General features: G+C 52.3%; 17 protein-coding genes and 1 pseudogene. 11 read left to right on the top strand and 7 right to left on the bottom strand.

The genetic code is table 11. The annotated features are described in order from the left end of the window. Window positions 1-252 precede the first annotated feature (252 nt). The 4 genes and pseudogenes from JYB63_RS15715 to JYB63_RS15705 all read left to right on the top strand — a co-directional run. A pseudogene (locus JYB63_RS15715) lies at window positions 253-1,389 on the top strand (PepSY-associated TM helix domain-containing protein); the annotation flags it as partial. Window positions 1,390-1,512: 123 nt separating this feature from the next. Then, window positions 1,513-1,962 carry a PA2404 family protein gene (locus JYB63_RS23735; RefSeq protein WP_509149410.1) on the top strand — a complete coding sequence of 150 codons (450 nt, stop codon included), beginning with the start codon at window positions 1,513-1,515 and terminating at the stop codon, window positions 1,960-1,962. Next, entirely contained in the window at window positions 1,952-2,281 is a 330-nt protein-coding gene (locus tag JYB63_RS15710) for a hypothetical protein (RefSeq protein ID WP_205658846.1), read from the top strand. The genes JYB63_RS23735 and JYB63_RS15710 overlap by 11 nt, the downstream gene beginning before the upstream one ends. Before the next feature lie 111 nt (window positions 2,282-2,392). Continuing rightward, window positions 2,393-4,567 (top strand): TonB-dependent siderophore receptor, encoded by a 2,175-nt coding sequence (locus JYB63_RS15705; RefSeq protein WP_205658845.1) that lies wholly within the window; start codon window positions 2,393-2,395, stop codon window positions 4,565-4,567. 98 nt (window positions 4,568-4,665) lie between these two features. On the opposite strand, the gene JYB63_RS15700 is transcribed toward JYB63_RS15705, so the two are convergent. From JYB63_RS15700 to JYB63_RS15690, 3 genes are all read right to left on the bottom strand, one after another. After that, entirely contained in the window at window positions 4,666-5,268 is a 603-nt protein-coding gene (locus JYB63_RS15700) for a LysE family translocator (protein ID WP_205658844.1), read from the bottom strand. Between the two features lie 83 nt (window positions 5,269-5,351). Further along, a complete protein-coding gene (locus JYB63_RS15695) occupies window positions 5,352-6,281 on the bottom strand; it encodes a LysR family transcriptional regulator (RefSeq protein ID WP_205658843.1) in 930 nt (309 codons plus the stop codon). An 85-nt stretch (window positions 6,282-6,366) separates the two neighbouring features. Further along, window positions 6,367-10,200, bottom strand: coding sequence for a bifunctional diguanylate cyclase/phosphodiesterase (locus JYB63_RS15690; protein ID WP_205658842.1), 3,834 nt, complete (start codon window positions 10,198-10,200; stop codon window positions 6,367-6,369). A gap of 341 nt (window positions 10,201-10,541) precedes the next feature. Here JYB63_RS15690 and JYB63_RS15685 point away from each other — a divergent pair, with 341 nt between their 5' ends. Both JYB63_RS15685 and JYB63_RS15680 read left to right on the top strand, forming a co-directional pair. Next, window positions 10,542-12,785, top strand: a complete 2,244-nt coding sequence (locus JYB63_RS15685; protein ID WP_205658841.1) for a bifunctional diguanylate cyclase/phosphodiesterase — start codon at window positions 10,542-10,544, stop codon at window positions 12,783-12,785. A 198-nt stretch (window positions 12,786-12,983) separates the two neighbouring features. Next, window positions 12,984-13,757: a response regulator gene (locus JYB63_RS15680; protein WP_205658840.1), complete on the top strand. Its 774-nt coding sequence runs from the start codon at window positions 12,984-12,986 to the stop codon at window positions 13,755-13,757. 61 nt (window positions 13,758-13,818) lie between these two features. Here the strand turns inward: JYB63_RS15680 and JYB63_RS15675 are convergent, their stop codons facing one another. Together JYB63_RS15675 and JYB63_RS15670 are read right to left on the bottom strand one after the other, a co-directional pair. Next, the gene (locus JYB63_RS15675) at window positions 13,819-14,478 is read right to left on the bottom strand and encodes a glutathione S-transferase family protein (protein ID WP_205658839.1); all 660 of its coding nucleotides are present in this window, start codon (window positions 14,476-14,478) and stop codon (window positions 13,819-13,821) included. 35 nt (window positions 14,479-14,513) lie between these two features. Beyond that, window positions 14,514-15,110, bottom strand: coding sequence for a glutathione S-transferase family protein (locus JYB63_RS15670; RefSeq protein WP_205658838.1), 597 nt, complete (start codon window positions 15,108-15,110; stop codon window positions 14,514-14,516). Between the two features lie 127 nt (window positions 15,111-15,237). On the opposite strand from JYB63_RS15670, the gene JYB63_RS15665 reads away from it, so the two are divergent. Continuing rightward, a complete protein-coding gene (locus JYB63_RS15665) occupies window positions 15,238-16,122 on the top strand; it encodes a LysR family transcriptional regulator (RefSeq protein WP_243432014.1) in 885 nt (294 codons plus the stop codon). 241 nt (window positions 16,123-16,363) lie between these two features. Then, the gene (locus JYB63_RS15660) at window positions 16,364-18,313 is read left to right on the top strand and encodes a methyl-accepting chemotaxis protein (protein ID WP_205658837.1); all 1,950 of its coding nucleotides are present in this window, start codon (window positions 16,364-16,366) and stop codon (window positions 18,311-18,313) included. A 26-nt stretch (window positions 18,314-18,339) separates the two neighbouring features. On the opposite strand, the gene JYB63_RS15655 is transcribed toward JYB63_RS15660, so the two are convergent. Together JYB63_RS15655 and JYB63_RS15650 are read right to left on the bottom strand one after the other, a co-directional pair. After that, the gene (locus tag JYB63_RS15655) at window positions 18,340-18,591 is read right to left on the bottom strand and encodes a hypothetical protein (RefSeq protein ID WP_205658836.1); all 252 of its coding nucleotides are present in this window, start codon (window positions 18,589-18,591) and stop codon (window positions 18,340-18,342) included. A gap of 72 nt (window positions 18,592-18,663) precedes the next feature. Further along, window positions 18,664-19,812 (bottom strand): ABC transporter substrate-binding protein, encoded by a 1,149-nt coding sequence (locus tag JYB63_RS15650; protein ID WP_205658835.1) that lies wholly within the window; start codon window positions 19,810-19,812, stop codon window positions 18,664-18,666. A gap of 278 nt (window positions 19,813-20,090) precedes the next feature. On the opposite strand from JYB63_RS15650, the gene JYB63_RS15645 reads away from it, so the two are divergent. From JYB63_RS15645 to JYB63_RS15635, 3 genes are all read left to right on the top strand, one after another. After that, entirely contained in the window at window positions 20,091-20,702 is a 612-nt protein-coding gene (locus JYB63_RS15645) for a LysE family translocator (protein WP_205658834.1), read from the top strand. Window positions 20,703-20,762: 60 nt separating this feature from the next. Continuing rightward, window positions 20,763-21,917 (top strand): methyltransferase, encoded by a 1,155-nt coding sequence (locus JYB63_RS15640; RefSeq protein ID WP_205658833.1) that lies wholly within the window; start codon window positions 20,763-20,765, stop codon window positions 21,915-21,917. Between the two features lie 314 nt (window positions 21,918-22,231). After that, the gene (locus JYB63_RS15635) at window positions 22,232-24,409 is read left to right on the top strand and encodes a TonB-dependent receptor plug domain-containing protein (protein WP_205658832.1); all 2,178 of its coding nucleotides are present in this window, start codon (window positions 22,232-22,234) and stop codon (window positions 24,407-24,409) included. Window positions 24,410-24,450 lie beyond the last annotated feature (41 nt).

The raw sequence follows: 24,450 nt of genomic DNA, 5'->3' as shown, positions 1-24,450 counted from the left end.
CTGTGTAATCCTCTGTTTTTGTTAGCAAAACCAACTTTTGACCACACCAAATAAGAATAGTTTGCAATAACATTTGCATTCTTTTACCATGCCTGCCGCTGTATTTTTTCCCACACGTAAAGCGTGTCAGAAAACAGCTTTTATAACGAACCAGCCAGCAGCCCGGAGTGCTTTCATTCTGTGCCGCAAGCCATTCGAAAAATAACTAAGGGGCGCTGCCCTGTTTGCTTCTGACGATTGGATGGCTCCGGTATGCAAGGCCTGCAACACTATTTCCGCGCCCGTACGGATACACTGCGTGCGCCCCGAAAATCGCTCTCGGTACAGTACACCGCATTTTTAATCCACAGCTTTGTGGGCCTCAAGCTGAGCCTGTTATTTACCGTTGTATTACTCAGTGGTGCACTTGCAGTACTGGCGCTGGAAATCGACTGGCTGCTGTATTCTGAATTCCGGGCATCCTCCGGCGAAGTTCGTCTGGGTGCCGGGGAACTGCTGGACCGCCTGCAGGCCGCCTATCCGGAATTCGGCCTGAGCTTTTTTGAAACCATGAACCAGCATCCGGGATTTGCTTCCTTTGCCATGTTTAACGATGCGGCCGGTGGTTTCCGTTATGCCTGGATCGATCCCTATACCGGTGAAGTTAATGGCGACACCCCGGTACTGACTCCCGGACGCTTTATCGGTTTTTTACATTCCACACTCTATCTGCCGGTCATTGGCCGCAGTGTTGTGAATGTCTTCGGAGTACTCACCCTGGTGTCACTGATTGCCGGCCTGTATGCCTATCCTAAATTCTGGCGCTTCTTTTTCCGTATGCCCCGCACCGGCAATGCCCGGGTCTTCTGGTCTGACCTGCACAAACTGATCGGCCTGTGGAGCCTGTGGTTTGTACTGATCATCGGTGTGACCGGTACCTGGTGGTTCTACAAAAACCCGCTGGTCAGCCATCTGGGGGCACCCTACCCGGTGGAATCTGCAAACATCAAACCGCTGCTCAGCTATGATGATATGGATAACATCTCCGGCACCATGCTCAGCGCATCCAGCATGATCACAACCGTCAGAAAAGCCTATCCGGACGCCCTGATTCTGGGCATTAACCCGCCGGAACATAATGCTGATCCTTACACAGTGACCTTCGCCGGAGATGCCTGGCTGGTACCGGATGGCCGCCAGAACAAACTCTACCTGAATCCTTTTACAGCAGAGATTATTGCCAGCCATACGGTGGATAAATACACGGCGGCACAACGGGCTGATATGGCGATGTCGCCGTTACATCTGGGGAACTGGGCGTCCGGTAACCCGGCCGACTTGCCGGTAAAACTGATCTGGTTTGTATTTGGCATGGGCATGACCGTGCTCTGCATCAGCGGACTGATTATCAACCTGAAGCGTACCGCCCGTGCTGCCCGGATTGTTTATTCCCGCAATAAGATCATTCGCCGGCTGCATAAATCCTGGCGGATTATCCGCCCGTGGGGACGGCCTTTCGGCCTGTTCAAATACATGAACGTGCTTTTAATTCTGGGGATCGGTGCCGGTTGTGGCATTGCCCTTACCCTCAGTAGCCAGGGTACGAAAGGTGCAGGCTTCCTGTACCAGCCCCAGCCGGTGGGGAACTGGGAAGTATCAATGAATGCGGTGGCCGGCCTGCTGGAAAAAGATCTCAACCCGATCCGGCCTGATGCCACCGTTAATTTCAACGTAGAGCTGCCGGACGGCGCTGCTGAAGCGTTCAAGTTCGCCTATTTGCGGGTCGGCGAACCCCGGACACTCCGTGCCCCGGGTATCCTGATTCACGGACCCAAAGGATCACGGCATGCGGATATTCACCTGCCCCGTACCCTGACCGGCAATGAAAAAATCTGGCTCACAGCCATCGGCTGGAACGATCAGGTATATCAGACACAATGGTCACTGAACGCCAACGGCAAGGAGACAATCGATGGACGCTAAAACCGTTAGCCGGCTGTTATTCACCGCCGCGACACTGCTGACGGCAACCCTGCCGGCATACAGCTTTGCACATGGTGCTGATGTCAGTTGCGAAGCAGAAGACAGCCACCACAGCTGCACACTTGAACTGGACGAAATCAGCCCTGCAAATCTGTCCATTGAAGTGATGAGCCTGGATCTTTACCGGCTCAGTAAAACCAGCAGCAATTCAAAAGGGGAATTTAACTTTATTGCCCCGAAACAAAAGTATTTCCTGCTCATTGATGCCGGACCCGGCCATGTATTCGATGTTGGTCCGGACAACTTTGCAGCGAACTGAATTTTAATAACCAGAATCTACCCCAGGCCCTCCCCAGCTAACGCCAGGCACCGCCTTTACTCTTTTTTCCAGGTATTCCACCCCGATTTTAAGAATAAGGAACACAGTTCTATGAATTCCCGCCTGAACTATTCTGTGCTGGCGCTGGCAATCTGCAGCGCAAATACGGCACTGGCAGCCGATACACCGGACACGGTCTCGCAAGATACTGTCGTCATCAACGCCAAGGCTCTGGGCTACGCTGAAACCGGTTCGGCCAGTGCTAACAAGTCTTCCCGGCCTGTCAGTGATTCGCCGTACTCAATTTCCGTCATCAATCAGACTCAGCTGCAGGATACCGGTGCCCAAACGCTGCAGGACGCCCTGACCTATAACGCGGGCGTCTTTGCAAGTGAATTTGGCGTCGACAGCCGGGCTGATACTGCGGTCATCCGTGGCGCGGGGGTTTCTTACTATCTGGATGGCCTGCGTACCGACTTTGGTCACTACAACCGGGCCCGTATCGAAACCTATATGCTGGACAACATTCAGGTACTGAAAGGTCCCGGCTCTTCTCTGTACGGCCAGGGCTCTCTGGGGGGCATTGTCGCTGCAGACTCGAAAACACCTGAAGGTGAAGACCGCACAGAAATCTGGTTGCAGGCCGGTAACCGCAGCCGTGCTCAGGTCGGCATTGATACGCAGGGCAGCGTGGCAGGCCGTGACGACCTGAACTACCGCCTGGTGGCATTAGGCCGTAAAGCAGACCAGCAGGTAGATCACGTTGAAGATGACCGCCTGCTGATTAACCCGTCTCTACGCTGGCAGATCAACGAAGATGCGGATCTGACCGTCATTGCCCTGACTCAGCGTGATAAATCAGGTTCCACCCTGCAGTTCCTGCCGCAGGAAACTACTATAGGCCTGCCGGAAAGCCAGCGCTTACCGACCGACACCTTCCTGGGACATCCTGATTTCGATAAATACGATACCGAAACAGACTCCATCACCCTGAAATACAATCAAAAAATAAACGACACCTGGAAATACAGCACCAACTTCCGTCATCTGAAAGGTGAAGGTGAGTACAACAGCCAGTATGCAATTTCCAAGCAAGGAATCATTGATGCCCTGGTCGCACAGGGTCAGACAAACGCGTTCGCAACCGCGCTGATTAACGCGCAGTTCCCGGGCAACAATGTGCCAATGTTGTCAGAAGCCATCCACCGCAAACTGAGCTCGACTGTCTGGGATCACCAGTTCACCACGAACTTCACCACCGGTGCAGCAGAACACGAACTTATTCTTGGTGTCGATCTGAGCCGTAACAAACTGGAAGAATCCCGCTGGAATAATCAGACTGAACTGCTGACCGCGATCCAGACCAATGACACAGCCACACTGGCTACCTTGCAGGTTGACCCGTTCAATCCGAACCCAAGCCTGCCTAGCAATGTAAACCTCACTAAGCGGCCAACCAATACCCTGAAGCAGGAAGGTATCTATATTCAGGACAGCATCCGCATTAATCAGTGGGATTTGAATGCAGGTTTGCGCTGGACCCATTACTCCAGCAAGTTTGATAACGGTACCAGAACGTCTGACAGCAAGGTATCCGGCCGCTTAGGTGCGCTGTATAACTTTGACAACGGCGTGTCTCCATACGTCAGTGTTGCAACCGCCTTCGAGCCGACAACCGGCAGCGACAGTAACAACAATCCGTTTAAGGCACAGGAAAATATCCAGTATGAAGCCGGTATCAAATTCCAACCGGACAGCAGCCTGTCACTGCATACGGCCATCTACCACACCACGGAAGAAAACCGTCTGGAGCGTGATCCGGATAACCCATTGCTGGGCAGCCGTATTCAGCTGGAAGAAGTCACAATCAAAGGCTTCGAAGCAGAACTGCGTAAAGACTGGGATCGTTTCAGCCTGCTGGCCAACTACACCCATGCCAAAACCGAAGTTACCAAAGACAGCACCGGCAAGTTCCTGAACAATGAACTGGCAGGCCGGCCAAAAGATATGGCGTCCGTATTCGGTAAATACCGCATTAACGAAGCGCTGGAAGTAGGCCTGGGCAGCCGCTATATCGGCTCCAGCGACAACGGTCTGGGCACCCTGCGTACACCTTCTGTGACACTGTATGATGCACTGGCCAGTTATGACATTGCCGACTGGCAGCTGTCTCTGAACGTGCGTAACCTGGCAGATAAAGAATTCATCTCTTCCTGCAGCGGCGACAGTGCCTGCTACTACGGCGAGCGCCGTACCGTACTGGTCAACGCCCGTTACGAGTTCTGATAAAGCCGTCACGCAAAAAAAAGCCGGACTGCCTGAGCAGCCCGGCTTTAAGCCCCTGCAAAAGGCTTAAACCTGTCTGTTATCTCACCGGATAACACTTAAATCGCAATCTTCAGCGCCAGCCCCAGTAAGACCACCCCACTGACTTTATCTACCGTTGCTGCGCCTTTCTGCATTTTGGTCAGCAGACCCGTACGCGCCAGCAATACAGTCAGAAGAATGTACCAGCCGGAATCAATCACGGTCACGGTAGACATCATGATCAGTTTGTCGGCCAGCAGCAGATCCGCCGACACAAACTGTGAAAACAGTGCAATGAAAAATACCGCCAGTTTAGGGTTCAGCACTGATACCATCAGCCCGTCCCAGGCGGCTGCAGATACCGGTACCTGCTGGCCTTCAAGTGCAAGCTGACCACCTTTGGAACGCAACGCCTTAATCCCCAGCCAGGCCAGATAAGCCGCGCCAACATAGGTAATCACCTGGAAAATCTGCGGAGTTTCCACCACCAGTACAGCCAGCCCCCAAATGGTCAGCATGGCCCACATCGCCACACCGATTGCATGGCTCAGGGCCGCAACCACCGCATGGCGGGTACTGTTACTTAGCGCATGGCGCAGCACCACAGCCAGACTTGGCCCCGGCGACATAGCCCCCAGACAACATACCGCCACCAGCGATAACCAGGTTAATAAACTCATTGCACCCTACCTGACTGAATTCTCAATGCAGGCAGTGTAGTGGCTTACAGACTATGCGAGAAATGCATTTTTCTTATGAATCGCTATGATTTCAAATCATACTCATGCGGCGAATAAAGGGACGCCTTGATCTGACCCGCTATGCATTCCCGCAGCCAGCGGTGTGCCGGATCAGCATCATGCAGCTCATGCCAGTAGAGGTAGTAATTAAATGCCGGCGCAGCAACCGGCAATTCACGGAACGTCAGCGGATAAAGTTCTGCCGCATTACGGGCAATATGTGCCGGTGTGATCAGCAGCATATCGCTGCCCGCCAGTGCCGGAAAAGCTGCCGCAAAGAATGGCACCTCGTAGCGAACCCGGCGCTGTTTACCCTGGCGTGTCAGCAAGCGGTCAAAGAAAGAGTCTTTATCCCCCCCGCTGCTTAACTGCAGGAACGGATACGCCAGCATTTCATCCAATTCAAATGCCTCCTGCCGGGTCAGCGGATGGTCTTCAGCCAGCAGGCAGACCGGTGAGTCCTGCCCCATGTGGAGATTGCAGAGGCTGTCGGCACTGTCCAGGCTGACAGTGGACACCAGATCCAACGCCAGTTGCCCGACCTTGTTGAGCCAGTCCGGTTGCCACATCCTGTAAGCAATATCGATTTGCGGGGCTTCAAGCGCCAGTTGCTGAAGAATATCCGGAAAGATGAACTGGGCGACATAATCGCTGCAGGCAAAACTGAAACGCCGCTGACAGGCCGCCGGATCAAATACCGGCGTCTGCTTCAGTTCACCGATCTGGCCAAGAATATCCTGCACCCGGGGCAGCAGTTGTTTCGCCCGGGTGCTTAACAGGTATTCATTCCCGTCACGGATCAGCAACGGGTCATCAAAATATTCCCGTAACTGGCCCAGCTGCCGGCTCATGGCCGACTGGGTCAGGTGCAGCTGATCCGCAGCCCGGGTAACATTCCGGGTTTGCAGTAATACCTGTAACGCCTTAAGTAAATTAAGGTTTAAGTGATCCATAGGAGTTGCCAGCAGATAATCCGTTTGAGCTGTTATGGTACCTTAATTACCCGCTTTGCAGCACGACACAACTGCCGGGCCGCCTTCAGTTAACCCGGTAAGGTTTATAACGGGCCAGCACCTCTGCCAGTTCATTAAACACAATGTTCAGCTGTGTCAGTTCATCGCGGGCCTGTTCTTCATCCCCCCGGCTGTGCATGGTTACCAGCCGGACAGCCAGCGCCTGAAACTCGGTCTGAGCTTCTGCCAGACGCTCCAGCCAGACCGGATCAAACACCTGTTCCTGACGGGCCCGGGTAATCCAGGCACGGAAATGACAGTTATCCGTTTCCATGATGGCCCAGGGGTCATCTTGCATCCGCGGTGCCAGTATTTTCGCCTCAAAATTCTGATACCAGTGCTTAGTGGTCAGCCGCAGTAACTGAATCTTATTGTCTTCATCGCTGCGCACGATTTGCGAGAAACGCCGCCACTGGGCATTCGGCGAATAGTCTTCCAGCCAGCGGGGAATTTCACTGGCCGGCATTGGCCGGGCAATGCCGTAACCCTGAGCCTCATTACAGCCCATGCTCAGTAACATCAGGCCATGCTCCGTGGTTTCCACACCTTCAGCAATGACATCACGGTTAAAGGAATCTGCCAGCCCCAGAACACCGTCGATAATGGCGTAATCGTTCGGATCCACCAGCATATCCCGGACAAAGCTCTGGTCAATTTTAATGGTACTGGCGGATAAGCTGCGCAGGTGCGCCAGTGAGGAATATCCGGTGCCAAAATCATCCAGGGCTATTTTCACCCCAAGGGTATTCTGACAGTTGCGGATAATGTCACTGATCACATCCAGATCCCCCAACGCACTGCTTTCCAGCACCTCCAGCTGCAAAGAACCGGTATCAATATTGGCGTAACGGGCCAGCTGGGTGGCAAAGTTTTCCAGAAAACGGCCGGAACGCAGGTGGTTGGAAGAGATATTAATGCTCACTTCCAGTGCGAGCCCCATTTTTATCCAGTCACTGAGTTGTTGCAGTGCTTCACTGATAACCCAGTCACCGATCTGTATTTCCAGTTCGGAACCTTCCACCGCCGGCAAGAAGTAGAAAGGCGATAACAAGCCTTTTTCCGGATGCTGCCAGCGGATCAGTGCTTCTACGCCAAATACTTTGCCGGTACGCATGTTCACTTTTGGCTGGTAATACAGGCAGAAGTGGCGCATATCCAGACTGGTAGCGATTTCATCCAGCAACTGATTTTGCTGAATAAGTTGCTGATCTTTTTCAGTATTAAAGAAGTGGTAACGGTTACGCCCCGCCAGTTTAGCCTGATACATGGACTGGTCAGCATGGCGCATCAGGGTATCCAGATCCGCATGGTCGTCCGGGTAGAGCGTCACGCCGATGGAAGCACTGATACTGATCACGTGGCCATCGATCATATACGGATGGGACAGCAGGCCGATAATCCGCTGCAGGATTGATTCACAATGTTCCAGTGACTCGATATCCCCCAGCAGCATAGCGAACTCATCGCCCCCCTGCCGGGACACAGTATCCTCTTCCCGCAGGGTGGTATTAATTCGTTTGGCCACCTCAATGATTAACTGATCACCCACTTCATGGCCATACTGGTCATTTACCGGTTTGAAATCATCCAGATCCAGGAAGCAGATCGCCAGCTGTTTACTGTGTCGTTTACTGTGGGCAATGGCCTGCCTGAAACGGTCCGCAAACAGGGTTCGGTTAGGCAACCGAGTCAGCTCATCATAGTGGGCCATCAGCCGCAGCTTATTTTCCTGCTCTTTATGCTGGGTAATGTCAGACGCCAGCCCCACATAGTTGATCACTTCTCCGCGACTGTTACGCATCGCAGAGATCTTCATCAGAATGGCATAGATATAGCCATCCTTATGGCGGTTCCAGATTTCCCCCTGCCAGTGACCGTCGTTACGCAAGTGCATCCACAGATCATCATAAAAACTGCGGGGATGACGGCCGGAGCTGAGCAGCCCCGGTTTCTGGCCAATCACTTCATCGGCGCTGTACCCGGTGAGTTCAGAGAAACGGCCGTTGACTTCAACAATCGATCCCTGAATATCGGTCACCATGATCGACTCATGGGTTTCATTAAAAATACGGGCCGAAAGCTGCAGCTTTTCATCGGTTTTATGCCGCTCAATGGCAATGGCCACCAGTTGAGCAGCAAACTCGATGAGCTTGATATCTTCATCTTCCGGGGCATGGGGCTGGTTGTGATAAATCGCAAATGTCGCCAGCACCTTGTTGTTAGCACCCAGCACAGGCTCAGACCAGCATGCCCTGAGATTGGCTTTATCAGTCAGCTCCAGGAATGGCGCCCAGTTAGGATGATTATCAATATCGGAGACAATCACCCGCTCCCCGGTATACGCCGCACGGCCACAGCTGCCCACCATTTCACCGATTTCAACACCATCAATGGCATCATTATAAAAAGCTGGCAGGTTCGGCCCCGCACCGGTATACAACCGGTTGGTCTTTTCATCCAGCAGCAACACACTGCCCAGGCTTCCGGGGCTCTGCATTTCGATGGTTTCAATAATGGCTTCGAGAATAGCTTCCAGCGAGGAACCTTCCAGCAGCAGTTCCAATACCCGGTTCCGGGTCATATCCAGAGCTTCAATTTTCTTCTGCCGGGTTATATCTGTATTGATTCCGATAACCCGCGAAGGCCGCCCATCAATCCATTCAACCGCTTCGCCAATGCCCTGCTGCCACATCCAGCCTCCAGCTGCGGTCTGAATACGAAATTCCGTTTCACAGGCTTCCCCATGATTCATCAGACGGTCGAACTCTGCCAGTATCCGCTCTTTATCCTCCGGATGCAGTGCCGCTTCCCATACCGGTACCGTGAGCTTAAACGTCTGCGGGTCGTAACCCAGCATCCGGGCGTACTCATCACTTACTAATACATCGCCACTGGCCACATCAATATCAAACCAGGCCTGATGGGATGCTCCCATTGCAAGATTCAGACGTTTGAGGCTGTCATTCAGGGTGCGGGTACGCTCATCAACGGTTACTTCCAGCATGGCATGGTTGTTTTTTAACCGGCTGATCAGCACTGAAATCAGAGTAATAAAACCGCAAAAAATCACCGCAATCATGATTTCCAGTGTTAGCAGAAAATTATCCCGATAGCCTTTTTCCGGAGACACGCGGAACATCCACAAACCATTTGGCACCCGGATGTCATAGCTTTCAAAGTCGTCTATCAGCGGCGCATCAGAACCGGCAATCAGTTCTTCTTTGCCACTGAGCGCATCGAGCCGGGATAACTGGTACGCAAACCCGCCGGATTCCAGCCGGAAAAGCGATGCCTGATCCAGAATTTCCGGAAAACGGATTAAAACAGAGGAGAATCCCCAGAAAATGTTTTTGCCCTGCTGATCAGACAAATAGACAGGTAAACGGCCGATAGCCCCCACCCCGCCCTGCTTCAGCTCGATAGGGCCCTCAAGGGTAAGCTGGCCGGTGGCCCGGGCCAGAAATGCAGGTTTATTTTTGCTCTGATCCTGTAACAGGTCATACCCGATAACGGCCTCATTTCCCGACTCAGGAATAACCTGACGGATGACCCCTGCCGGGGCCAGTTCCAGCGCCGATGCACCGGAATAGAACGGCAACATTTCTACAGCCAGCTTCTCAAACCCCTGGGTACTGCCATTCTGCATACGAACCATGGCCGCAGCCGGGTACGTCGCTGACAATGCCTGGCTGATATTCGCTTCAATCAGGCTGACATAGCTGGTTGAAAGCTTCTCCAGCAACATATGTTTTTGCTGGTAGCGGTAACTTTCAACAAAATAAATGACACAGCCGCTGATGATAACTGCCATAAGTAAAATAAGCCGGATCATCAGCGAACGTTTAAGTTCGTATAGCATTTACTACCTTCGGGTGTCTCAGGTCTGTAATACTCCCACAGACATAAAATGCTTTCCCTGCAATCACTTATAAACCTGCGCCGGCGAATAAAACACCTGTTTATAGACGCGTGTCGCAGAGTATCGTGAATTTCCGGTACCCGCCAGCAATCTGTTACCCAAGCTGACCGGCAAAACGAGACTTTTTACTGGCAACGCGCACTAAAGATTAACTGAATCTGAACAATTTATTGATCCAGATTAAGAAAACCCTCCTTTCCTCTCCGGACTACCGGACATTCAGATAGAATCGGTCGGCTAAATATGCTCCCCAGGGACCCGGCGTTGAAAAGTAGTCAGGTATGAAACTGAATAATAAAAATAAGCTGCTGTGCAGTATTCTGAGCCTGCTGGTTCTGGGCCTGCTCGCATCAGCACTGGTTGCTTATTTACATATCAGCAGTGCACAGCGTCAGGCACTGCAAAATGAGCATTTGGTCAAAGCCCGCGCCACCACCGAAAAACTGACCCACTGGCTCAGTGAAAACCTCGCCATCGTCAGCCACTATGCCGATGTTATTGCCGAACATCCTCTGGGGCTGTACGACAATCCTGCCCTCCAGGATTACCTCAGCCAGAGTACGGCCACCGGCCGGTTCGACTACATCAGCTACAGCCTGGAAAGCGACGGCTATATGTGGATCAACGACTGGGAAATCCCCCAGGGCTACAATCCCCGTCTGCGCCCCTGGTATATCAGCAGTAAGCAGGCCATGCGCCCCACCATCCCGGAACCCTATCTGAGCGTCGATGCCGATCCTCACCGCTATCTGGCTGTGACCGCACCTTTACTCCGTGATGGTCACTTTATCGGCATGGTACTGGGTGATGTACCTATGGAGTTCGTCAAGAATACCGTCATGGACACCCGACTAGACTTCAATGGCGAAGTTTTCATTACCAACCACCAGGGTAAAATTCTGATTCACAAAAATGAACAGATGGAAGGCTTAAGCCAGCAAACCCTGCTGGGGGAAAACCTTCCGGCCAGCAGCAAAGACGCTCAGGAATCCCTCAGCCCTGACCTGCAGCAAGCCGGCAATTCACAGATCCTGGAAACGGAAAATTACGTATATACGGTTTCATCAATCGGCGTGGCCGGCTGGCAACTGGTGCTGGCCCAGCAGAAGAGCATTCTCAATAAACAACTGCTCAGATCGACCCTTAATCTGCTCAGTGCATTTGTGGGTATTTTCCTGATGACGCTGACCCTGCTGTTCATTTCGAACCGCCATGTGTTTTCCCCCCTGCTGAACCTTCTGGAACAGGACGCCAATACCGGACTGGCCAATAAACGTACCTTCAAGGATCACATCAGTCATCAGTATATCGACGCCAATATTCCCGGCATGCTGCTGATCATTAACGTTAACAACTTCAACCTGCTGACCGCCGCGTTATCCGGCCCTGCCATCGCGCAGCTGCAAAACGAAATCAAATCCCGGATCCTGCAAACCTTACCGCCGGATATTCAGCTGGGCATGTTTTCTGAAAACCGCTTCATTGCTTTTCTGCCGAATCACGGCCATATGGAGCAACGTGATCAGCTGTTTAAGCTGCAGCAGCTGCAGGAAACTCTGACCCACTATTACACCGTCAAAGATCAGCAGATCACCTGTACGTTCCGTCAGGGTGTCAGTTTCTTCCCACAGCACGGTACCCATATTGAACAACTGATTGACCGGGCGTTTTCAGTGATGGGGAACGCTAAAAAAAACGCCAGCAGCGGGAATATTGCAGTCTACAGCCCCGACGTCGATCAGCAGCTCAGTGAAGACCTGCGTATCTTCAGCGCCATTCATAACGGCCTGCGCAACCATGAGTTTGAGCTGGCATTCCAACCCCAGTACGACCTTAACCAGGAAGCCTTTAAAGGCGTTGAAGTTCTGCTGCGCTGGTATTCAGGCGAGTTAGGCAGGCAAGTATCCCCCGCTGAGTTCATTCCTATTTCTGAAGCTTCAAACCTGATTATCAGTCTGGGGGACTTTGTTATTCGCGCCACACTGCAGCAAATTACCCTGTGGCGCGAACAGGGCATTCATTTTGACACGGTCAGCATCAACATTTCCCCGAAGCAACTACTACAGCATAATTTTGTCGATAAGCTGGTTGCTGCAACTGAACGGTTTCAGGTGCCTCCGGAACAGATCGAACTGGAGATCACTGAGTCCCTGTTATTTGACGACCCTGACCTGTGCATTGAACTTCTGCAACAACTCAGGTCGCTGGGGTTCACCATTGCCATTGATGACTTTGGTACCGGTTATTCATCCCTGCAATACCTCAAGCTGTTACCGGTGGATAAGCTGAAAGTAGACCGGGCCTTTATTAAAGAACTGGAGACCGATCCGAAAGATCAGGTAATCATCAGCATGGTGACGGACATGGCCAAGGCACTGGGATTCTCAACCCTTGCAGAAGGCGCTGAATCAGCACCACAGGTTGAGATACTGCGTCAGGCAGGCTACGACATGGTTCAGGGATATTATTACGCCAGACCGATGTCAGCGACCGCACTCATCCAGTTTATCAACAGGCAGACCTGACCCTTATCAGGCCAGAACACGGCCAGAAAAAAGATTCAATAACCGTTGTTTAATCATCCCGGTGAAGAAGTACGCGTTTCGGGTAATGACTGCTTAAAGCTGTTGTAAACGCATGATATGCTTCGCTCAATCAGATTTTACTTCAGTAATACGTCATCCGCACGACCCGGTATACATCAACCAGAGTGAAGTACATTAATGGCTGGACTAAAAGCAATCATTGTCGACGACGCCCGTTTTATTCGCGACCTTGTCACCAAGATTCTGCGGGATGCATTCCCGGACTCCCAGGTAAAATCCGCCGAAAACGGTGAAGCCGGCAAACAGCTACTCGCCAAAGAAACCTTCGATATTGTCCTGTGTGACTGGGAAATGCCAGGGATGTCCGGCCTTGAACTGTTACAGTGGACCCGCCAGCAACCCAGCTATCAGACCGTGCCTTTTCTGATGATCACCAGCCGGGGTGAACGGGAATACGTGCTCAAGGCCGTCAGCTCAGGGGTTAACGACTACATCGGAAAACCTTTTGAGCCACAGCAACTGGTGGACAAAGTAAAACTCTGGCTGGCAAAAGGCGGGGAAACCAGCCCAGCCGCCCGTCAGCGGGCTGCACAGTTACTGGCATCCGTTGATTCACCGGCAGCGAAAAAAGCCGCGCCCAAGCCTAAAGGGATGGCGCAGTTACGCTTTGGCGGCACCACCCATAAATGTGCCATCAAGGAACTGACCCTTCAGTTCGCCAAAGTCGCGATCAAACATGAAGGTAAGCTCCCGGCCATTTTTGAACAGGCGGTTGTGGATATTGAACAGCAAAACGGTAAAGGCGTGGCCCGGATCAACGGTTTTGTCCGTGCTATTTCTGCACTGGAGCCGGATATGAACTCCAGCTTCATTGACGTCAACATTCACTTCAGTGATAACGATGCGGACAAGATGGAAGTTCTGTCCCATTACATGTCGAGAATGAAATAAGCTAAACCTTACACACAAAAAAGCACCGCATAGCGGTGCTTTTTTATTTCATACCGGCTGTTCAGCCATCAAATGCCTGGCCAACTTCAGCATCTTCCAATACTTCTTCTTCCTCAGCAGACGCCGCCACCCACTCCATAATGGCCGGATGCGCCATCACGGTCTCAACATAGGCTTTACTCAACGGGCTGATCGCCGGACCATAAGTATTGAACCGCAGCGCAACCGGTGCGTACATGAAGTCAGCAATGCTCAGCTCACCAAACAACCAGGGACCAATTTCCTGATGTTCATAACGTAGCTCCTGCCACATCAGGTCGATACGCCAGACGTCTTTCAACGCTTCGGTAGAGAGGTCAACAAAACGCCGCGCCCGGCAGTTCATTGGCAATTCTTCACGCAAAGCCATAAAGCCGGAATGCATTTCACAGCTGATCGCCCGGGCCTGTGCCCGTTTAGCCGGGTCAGAGGGCCAGGCTTCGCCGTTCAGGCAGGTATCGTTGAGATATTCACAGATCGCCAGCGAGTCCCAGACTTTTACGTCACCATCAATCAGCGCGGGTACCTTAGCCGTCGGTGAAACAGCTTTGATCTGCTCTGCAAATTCCGGGGTTCGCAGCGCCAGACGGCGTTCATCGAACTCTATGTTGCAGGCCTTCAACATCAGCCACGGCCGTAAAGACCAGGATGAATAATTCTTGTTGCCGATGATTAATTCCAAAATACGTCCTCTTGTATCATGTGCGCATTGCGCATTTATGCCATAGACAAATAATTCTGTTGCGTCTGAATGCGCCCTATCCATGCCTGAATTGCCGGATACCCGGACAAATCAAAGCCGCCCTCATCCGCCACATGGGTATACGCATACAACGCAATATCCGCTGCTGACAGCTGGTGATCCACCAGAAAGGGGCTTTCCTGCAGCTGCTGTTCCATCACCTGCAGTGCCCGGTGACCGCCGGCCTGCTTGGCTTCATATTCTGCACGGCGGCTCTCCGGCAGCCCCAGATAACGGGCAATGAACCGGGCAACGGCAATGTAGGGTTCATGACTGTACTGTTCAAAAAACATCCACTGCATAATTCTGCCCCGGGCAAAACGGTCTTCCCGCCACAGTGCCGTCCCTTCTGTCAGATAACTCAGAATGGCATTGGACTCAGAAAGATAGCGGCCATCGTCCAGCTCCAGTAACGGAATCTTGCCATTAGGATTCTTCTTCAGAAACTCAGGGGTATGGGTCTGGCCCTGCAGAATATCCACAGCGACCCATTCATACTCAAGCTCCAGTAATGCTGCGGTCAGCAAAGCTTTGTAACAGTTACCTGACTGAGCATCGCCATAAATTTTCATGGGGTTCCTCTCCCTTCCTGTGCCGGTTACACGTTCGCCAGACCGGTCTTATCAGCTGTCCGGCCAGCACATCTTTTACCCGGCTATTCTGGCCTCTTGCATTTACGGCCACCAGCGAATAGTTTTGATGCCTCCCATTCTGATTGCTAATGAATACCTTATGGACATTGATGCTTTGCGCAGTTTCATCGCTTTTGTTGATACCGGCAGTTTTACCCGGGCGGCAAAGCAAATCTTCCGCACCCAGGGTGCGGTCAGCATGCAGATGAAAAAGCTCGAGGAAGAAACCGGGCGTTGCCTGTTTACCAAAGAAGGTCGCAATCTCAGCCTGACAGATGATGGCCGGAAACTGGTGAGCTATGCCCGGCGGATTCTGGCCCTGCACGATGAAGCATTGGGGGAATTTTCTCTGACCGCCGGCATGCAGCCATTACGCATCGGCTGCCCGGATGATTATGCCCAGGAGATTTTTCCGGATCTGGTCACCATGCTGCTGGAAGAATATCCACACCTGCCAATTCGCCTCCTGTGCGACAACAGCAGTGGCCTGCGACAGGCGCTGGATCAGGGCAAACTGGATCTGGCCATTCTGACCAGGGCACCGGATAAGGAAGAAGGTTACCTGCTGCGTCACGATCACGGCGTCTGGGTGCATGCCGGCTTTCCGGAATTACAGCACCAGGCAGTATTGCCACTGGTCCTGTATGAAGCGGACTGTAAATTTCACTCCAGCGCGGTAGACGGCCTGGAAAAACAGGGGCAGCGCTTTCAGGTACTCTGCGCGTCCAGCAGCGCCACGGCAATCAAAAGCCTGCTGCGCCGCGGTATCGGAATTGGTGCACTGGCATCTTCAACCATTGATGCCGGGCTGGAACCCTGCACCCGCTCAGACCTGCCAACCCTGCCGATGGTGGATATCGTACTGGCCGTTGCGCCTACCCCTCACCCGCTGGTCGGCACATCGATGGCCCGAAAACTCAGTAAAAAAATGCTTAGCCAGAGCGCAACCTGAGGCCATCTTTCTCCGGTTGCGCCAGCAATGAATTCAATTGCGACATCACTACCCAAAGTGACAAAGTAATCCCCGCCGCACCCTTGCTCCTGCTTATCTCATCAGCATAAAGTGCCCAAACCAAAGTCTAATACGTGTCATTAAAAAATCTAAAACAGACCGGCGAGCCTTTGGATGCCTCTTCGGAAAATGCATTTCACAATGCCGCATAATAATTAGATGTCTGCTCAGGAGTAGTCTGATGCCAATTCGCAGTCAGTTCATTTTAGCCCTACTTATAAGTATCGTGATTCCGGTCGCCTGTATCACCTCACTTGCCATATTTGAATTCAGAAAAAGTGCCGTCGGTAACTTTGAGCAAGCCAGCCTGAGCGAAATACGCCAGGTGGATAATGCTTTCAGCCTTTACCTGAACGGTTTAGCCGAAGATGTTGCTTACCTGGCCAAAAAGCCTGAACTGAGCCAGCTGGACGGCAGTGCTGCCAAGTACGTGGACAAAGCCCCTGCTCAGATGACACCGCTTCAAAACGGTGAGAAAGAAGCAGCGGTATTCCGCCTGTTCGACACCTTCGGCCAGGCCCGCCCTGATCTGACTTACGTATTTCTGGGCCTGAGCGACGGCGCCTACATCCAGTGGCCAAGCGGTAAAAACGGCCAGAATTACGACCCGCGTAAACGTCCGTGGTATGCATCCGGAGAAGCGGCCAACGGCCGGATTATCCGCGCGCCGGCCTATAAAGATATCAACACCGGTGCACCACTGGTGGATTATCTGGTGAAATTCAAAACAGAAAGCGGTCTGACCGGTGTCGTCGGGGTGGATGTAACCCTGGACAAACTGACCGAGATGATCAAACAGGTTAAGTTTGGCCAGTCCGGCTATGTCATGATGATTGAAGATACCGGCACTATTCTGGCGGACCCTTCCAACCCGGATAACAACTTCAAGCCAGTCAGCGAACTGGGGGATGCCTTTACCCGCCAGATTGCTGCTGAAGGTATTTCCGAAGTGGAAATCGATGGCCAGAACTGGTTTGCCACCGTATACGTTTCCCCGACTCTGGGCTGGAAGTTTGTTGGCCTGGTACCTGCCGGTGAAGTGTTCGCTGTTATCGATGAACTGGCCGGTCTGATTCTGCTGATGAGCCTGGTGTTAGTCGGTATCTTTATTGCGTTTGCTGCCTGGTTTGCCAACCGGATCACCAAACCGATGCATGTGATCACTACAGGACTGCAGGAAATCGCCAATGGTGAGGGTGACCTGACTCGCCGGCTGGATATTAAGGGTAAAAACGAATCCGCCCAAATGGCCGAAGCCTTTAACAGCTTTATCGGCACCATCAATACCCTGATCAGTGAAATTAAATCCAATGCAAATCAGGTAGGCAGCTTTGCTCAGGAAGCCAACGAAGTTTCCACCGAGGTCAGCCAGGTCGCTACTCAGCAGTCCCGCTCCATTGAGGGGGTTTCCACCGCCTTCTATGAAATGGTTACCGCCTCCAATGAAGTGGCTCAGCACTGTACCCTGACGGCTGATGCTGCAAACAACAGCCAGCAGCAGGTGGAAGAAGGCCGTAAGCTGATCGTGAATACCTCCTCTCTGGTGAATGAGCTGGAAGCGATTATCGTCGATTCGAACCAGGCGATGGCTGAGCTGGCGGATGAATCCCGCAACATTACCAGCATTCTGGAAACCATCCGCGGCATTGCCGGCCAGACTAACCTGCTGGCCCTGAACGCCGCGATTGAGGCGGCCCGTGCCGGTGAAAGCGGCCGTGGTTTCGCGGTGGTTGCCGATGAAGTCCGCACACTTGCACAGCGCACTTCAGAGTCTACCGAAGAGATCGACACCCTGATCACCAGCCTGACACAGCGGACCCAGGTGGTCTCTGAGAAGCTGTCCAGCAGCCTGGAAGGTTCGAAGCAAACGGTAGAAACCACTCAGCAAACTAAATCGGTCTTCGAGGCCATTGAGCAGTCGGTTGACAGTATCCGTGATCTGGCCACACAGATTGCCTCTGCTGCCGAAGAACAGAACCTGGTCACTGAGGAAATTAATAAGAACATTCATGATCTGAATGATGAGGCCAGCCGGGCTCAGGGAATCGCTGAAGACTCCCGCCAGACATCAGACAAAATGAATGAGATTTCCACTGATCTGAACACCCTGGTCGGTCGGTTTAAAACCTGATCAGCTGACGAGAACTGGCGGTAAGGTTACTTATGAGTCACCTTACCGCCGATAATTTTATACGCCGGCACACCACGAATCAGGGTTTCCCGGGCAAAGCTGATGCCACAGCCAGGGCACTGACAGGCCACCTCGGTATAGTCAGCAACAATCCGCTCCACAAAGCACTTTACCAGTGCCCCTTTACCGCCTTTACGGTACCGGAATAAAGGTGCCCTGCACTTGGCACAATAAATATCCACCGACTTTTCCGGCAGTTTTTTGTTCGGCTTAGCCATCTATTACTCTGTTAATAACTTTCCCTGCCCTTTACCGCTACCGGTTATAACGGCATCGCAGCCGTGACTGGCTCAGGGAATCGTGCGGTAAATTTCATCAGATGCGCCTAATAATAACAGTGGCGGCTGATAGCCCACCAGCTCAGCGCTCTTGAGGTTCACCGCCATTCTTACCGGTTCAACAAACAGTTGGGGTAACTGGTTAGGTTTGGCACCGTTAAAGATTTTCCCCATGGTCATGGCATGGAAATCCCCCACCGCCCGGTGACCGGCCTGAGAAATGCTCATCAGGATTCCCTGACGCACTTCCCTGCCGCCGTTCTGGGAAAACGTCGGGATTTTATGCTGATTCACGATGGATATCAGCCGGGGCAAACTGTTATCGGTAATCCCTCCCTGGGTCGTGACATAAATCGCATCCGTGTTTTTCACCAGGGTTTTAAAACAGTCAATCACACTGGCTTCGGCCTGCCGAGTATCACTGATATCACTCAGGGTATAACAGGGAACCAGTGTAAAACCGCGGCGCTTTGCCAGTCGCTGCGCTTCACTCCAGCCAGCATAGCTGCGCCCGGCGTCACTGTCTTCCAGTGCGATACCTAAACGCCGGAACCCGACCAGATCGTGAAACACCCGCAACTGGCGTAAATACCGGTCCGGATCGACCCTGGCATGCACGTGATCAAACCCGGAATCATCAGCGCTTTTGACAATGCCGGCAGAGAGCGGATTACTGGTTGAAATAATAAGCGTATTGGTCGCGTGATGGTCATTGGCCAGATCCTGTCCGGCCCAGGTACCGGCGGCAATCATCAGATCAATGTCCTGCTGTTCATTGAGACGGGACAATACTGCCTGTTGTACGCTTTTGCGCCGGTCATCATCCCAACCGGCGCTGTAATGGGCATCCGGCACAAAATGAATATAACGGCCGCTGGCTTCTTCACTGAGCCAGTGCCACAGATCGGCGGTTTGTTCCCCGGAGGTTTCCGGTAACGGCTTAGCCTCCAGCCAGCCCCTTTGCATCATGGCTCTGATGGTCGCGGTAAAGATCTTCCGGTAGTAAATGTATTCCCCGCCCTCCAGATAGCCAATACGCCAGGGTTTGCCGTTGTTGGTCGCCGGAGCCGATGAAAAGTCTGGAAGTGTATTGGCCGCTGCCGGGCCGCCAATAAACAGAATGCTGCCCAGTAGCAGTGTGATAAAAGTCCGGATCAGCATGGACCTGCCCCCTCAAAAATCGGTATATCGTGGTCCTTGCGCGGGCACTGTGTGCCTCTTTCTTGCCGTCCTGCTCACTGGCTGTTGATATCAGTTTCTGATAACCGGGACAACCTTACTGCACCTCCGGTGAAACTGTGTCTGCATGTTCAGACCGGTGGCCTTTTCTGACACCGGTTAACAGGCAGTAATACAGTTCTCAATTCCAGTATAGGCAAGCATATAGTGACGGCGTAGAATAGCAGCAAAATTATTACCCAAACCAGTGAATCCCTGCCATGACCATCGAAAGCGCCATCAGCTTCTTTATTGCCATTTTTATTTTTGGCATTACGCCGGGCCCCGGCATTTTCGCCATTCTGGCCAAGGCAATGGTTCAGGGTGGCCGCGCCTGTTTCCTGCTGGCGCTGGGAATGACAATCAGCGATATCTGCTACCTGATTCTTGCCTGTATGGGCCTGGCCACCATTGCTGAGCACTGGGGGGAAGTCTTTACGGTGATCCGCTGGGTCGGTGCAGGGTATCTGCTGTATCTGGGCTATAAACTCTTTACCAGCCCGATAAGTGACGCTGACAGCACAGAGGGTCACAGGAACCGCAGTGGCGACTTTCTGCAGGGCTTTCTGATTTCAGCCTCAAATCCTAAAGTTATTCTGTTTTATATTGCGTTTCTGCCCACCTTTATGGATCTGCAAAGCTTACAGGTTACCGATATCGCACTGGCATCGGTGCTGACCTTAGTTGCCCTCATGGCCGGGTTGATGCTTATCGCTCACAGTGCACACTGGGCCAGTGCAAAACTTAAATCCGACCGGGCTCAGCAAAACCTAAACCGCAGTGCCGGCAGCATTATGATGGGCGCTGGCGTATATCTGATTGCCAGCCGCTGATATCAGCGCTGTATCCCGTCCGTACTTTTTTACGCTGCAACCGTTAAACAGGCTTAATTCATGAACCAGCTGAATGCTCCGCAGGGCACCTTCACCCTTAACCGTTATCCCCTTCGGGCCAAAGATACCCTGCGTGCGTGGGACGCAGCGGACGAATATATTTTGCAGTTTATCGCCGAAGCGCAGGCCAGCGGTGAAGTATTTCAAAACGTACTGATCATCAATGACAGCTGCGGTGCGTTGGCCACTGCCCTGGCCCCGATGCAACCGGTGGTCATGAGCGACTCTTTCGTTTCCCATCAGGCCATCCGGCAAAACCTGCAAAGTAACCGGCCTGAGGAAGCCCCACTACACCTGATCGATTGCCTGCAGTCACCGGCTGATTTTTTGCCAACTACCGGGGCACCTGCCGATCTGGTAATACTGAAGATCACCAAAAGTCTGGCCCAGCTGGAAGATCAGTTACACCGGATCCGTCCGTTACTGAGTGAAAATACCCGGGTGCTGGCTGCAGGTATGGTCAAAGCCATCCATACTTCCACACTGGATCTGTTCGGGAAAATTATCGGCCCCACCCATACGTCACTGGCAAAGAAAAAGGCCCGCCTGATCCACTGCCAGCCGGATCTGTCGCTATCTCCGGCAGCGAATCCGTTTCCTAAAGCATTGCCCCTGCCTGAGCACCGTCTGGATATCGTTAATCACGCCAGCGTGTTCGCCCGCGACAAACTGGATATCGGTACCCGCTTCTTTCTGGAAAACATGCCCGCAAGTGATGAGCCAAAACACATCATCGACCTGGGCTGCGGTAACGGTTTACTGGGTATAGCAGCGGCCGGAACTCACCCGAATGCTACCTTTACCATGGTGGATGAATCCTTTATGGCAGTGGCATCTGCTGAACAGAATTTTGCCCAAAACCACCCTGACCGTACGACAAACTTTCAGGTTACCGACTGCCTGACCGGCATTGCTGACAACTGTGCTGATCTGATCCTCAATAACCCGCCCTTTCATCAGCAAAACACCATTGGCGACTTTATCGCTGTACAGATGTTTAAAGACGCCAAGCGTACCCTGAAGACCGGTGGTGAACTGCTGGTGATCGGTAACCGGCATTTAGGTTATCACGTAAAACTGAAGCGACTGTTCGGTAACTGCACCACGTTGGCCAGTAATAAGAAATTTGTCATCCTGCGCTGTATTAAACGCTAACCCCGGATTAAAAACGGCGACAACACCCTGAAACACAAGGTATTCACCTTAAAATCGGCGCTGAAAATAATACTGCCAACTGGATTAATAGCAGTTATTATGTAATTTGAAGCACGCAGTTTGCGTAGATAAATACCAACCAGGTTATCGTTACAGCCGGGGAAACCCGGATCAGACATTCAGCCTGCTGAGCCGGACGCATCACGGATAGCTGATGCCAATCAGGATTATTCCGGCACCTTCGGACACCCGATACAGCCTGAAGTCTGACCTGAAAATACAACGTTCTTATTTGCCTTAAGCGCCGGACAGCTATGCCGCAATCACACATTCGCCAGCCTGGTTTTCTGAATTTTACTGTGCGGCGCACGCTGCAGGTTATGCTGTCGCTGTCTGTGATTATGCTCGGTACAAGCGGATTGGCGCATGCCCAGCAAGAAACAGCGCCGGACGAATACATGGCGTATAACGATGATGCTTACACCATCTCCGAACTGAATTATCTGGCCGATATCCCGCTGATTTCAACGGCCACCCGACTGCCACAGCAACGCCACGAATCACCGGCTGCCATTACCGTTATTGACCGGGCCGTGATTGAAGCGTCGTCAGCTCTGACCATCCCCGACCTGTTCCGTTTAGTGCCGGGCATGATGGCCTACCACACCTCGACGAATACATCGGCGGTTGCCTATCACGGCATGAGTGACAGGTTCCCTTCCCAGATGGAAGTAATGGTCGACGGCCGCTCTATTTATGTACCGCTGTTTTCCACTGTCATCTGGGACACTCTGGGTCTCACGGTAGACGACGTAGATCGTATTGAAGTAGTCAGAGGCTCCAACAGTGCCACCCATGGTTCCAATGCCTTCATGGGGGCAATCAATATTATTACCCGCTCAGGCCTGTCCCAACCCGGCAGTAGCCTGAAATATACCAGCGGCAGCCTCAATACCCAGAACTTTGAAGCACGGCATAGCGGCAGTTACTCACTTGGCAGTTACGCCCTGTCTGCCGGTGAGCTCAGTAACGACGGCAGCGACACATTTGAAGATAAAGCAAACCGCCGGTACCTGAACTTTAATACCGTAGTCACCCCCAATTTACAGGACACTCTGACAGTTAACCTGGGCTTCGGCGAAGGCTTCACCGATGTTGGGGACCTCGACAGCGCACCCAATTTGGAAGAACGCACCTATCACAGCAATACCCAGCATATTAAGTGGCAGCGTATTCTTCAGAATGAAGCTGAATTTGAAGTCCGCTATGCCCATAGTTATAACAACCTTGATGCCGACAAACTGGATATCCCGACCGTTCAGCAGGCTCTGGAATTAACAGATCCGGTACTGATTGCCCTGATTCCAAACTTTATTGCTGCGAACCCTCTTCGAAAAACGGCTGAAGTCGGTGATATCGAGCAACATGAGCTGGAAATGACCTGGCGGAAACAAACTTCACCAGCCAACCGATTTATCATTGGCAGCGGCTACAAATTCAACCGGGCCCGCAGTCTGGAATTACTGGATACCCGGGACTGGGTCAGTGAAGAACGTACCCGGATTTTCGGTAACTGGGAATACAGCGGCATCAGTAACTGGGTATTCAATGCTGGCGCAATGGTGGAACATGCCACTGCCGGCAACAGTGGCACCCGGATATCACCGCGCCTGGCAGCAAATTATCAACTGACTCCTACCAGCGGATTACGCAGTTCTGTCAGCCAGGCATACCGAATGCCTTCATTGCTGGAAGCAAACCTGCAGACAGTCATTTACAGCCCCGCCGGTTTACCTGCCGGCACCCCGTCAATCTATCAGATTGAGTCCCTGGCCAATTCTGATATTGAACCTGAAAGGCTGAGAACCCTGGATGTGGGATATTTTAAAAACTGGCCCGAATATAACAGCCAGATGGATCTGCGGCTGTTTTACGAACGCATAGATAACGGTATCGAGACGGCTTACCGGCCCCTCACCACAGCAACCGCCAGCAGCGACCACCGCTACCGGATTGAAGATAATGGCGCTGAATGGAATAACCGGGGCTTTGAAACCCAGATCCGTTACCAGCCCAACATGCTGTATAACCCGCTGATTTTATTTAACTACAGCTATATTCACGTGCGGGGATTCCGTAATCGGGGTCACAGTACTGTTGGCAACCCCGACAACATTGACCGACTAGAGAACCGAACGCCGATGCACACCGCTTCGCTGCTGGCCAGTATTACCCTGCCGGATGATCTGCAGCTCAGCGTGAGTCATTTTTATATGTCTGAAGTGGAATGGCTGGAAGGCAGTAGCGGTGGACCGAATGAACGATACAACCGTACGGATATTAAGGTCAGTAAGGGCTTTAAATATTCGAACGGTAATGCACTGAAGCTTAACTTTATCGTACATAACTTACTGGATGAGCCATATCAGGAGTTTTATGCCGAGAATCTGTTTGGCCGGCGGGCTTATGTGCAACTGGAACTGAGCTTTTAAGCGGCCACGGAATGTTATCGCCGTGCTGCCGATCACTGTCA

Origin of the sequence: Aliamphritea spongicola, assembly GCF_017051665.1 — a bacterium.
In the GTDB taxonomy this organism is placed as follows: Bacteria; Pseudomonadota; Gammaproteobacteria; order Pseudomonadales; family Balneatricaceae; genus Amphritea; species Amphritea spongicola.
The sequence above is the reverse complement of the archived record's forward strand: the minus strand, read 5'-3'. Positions and strand labels throughout refer to the sequence as shown.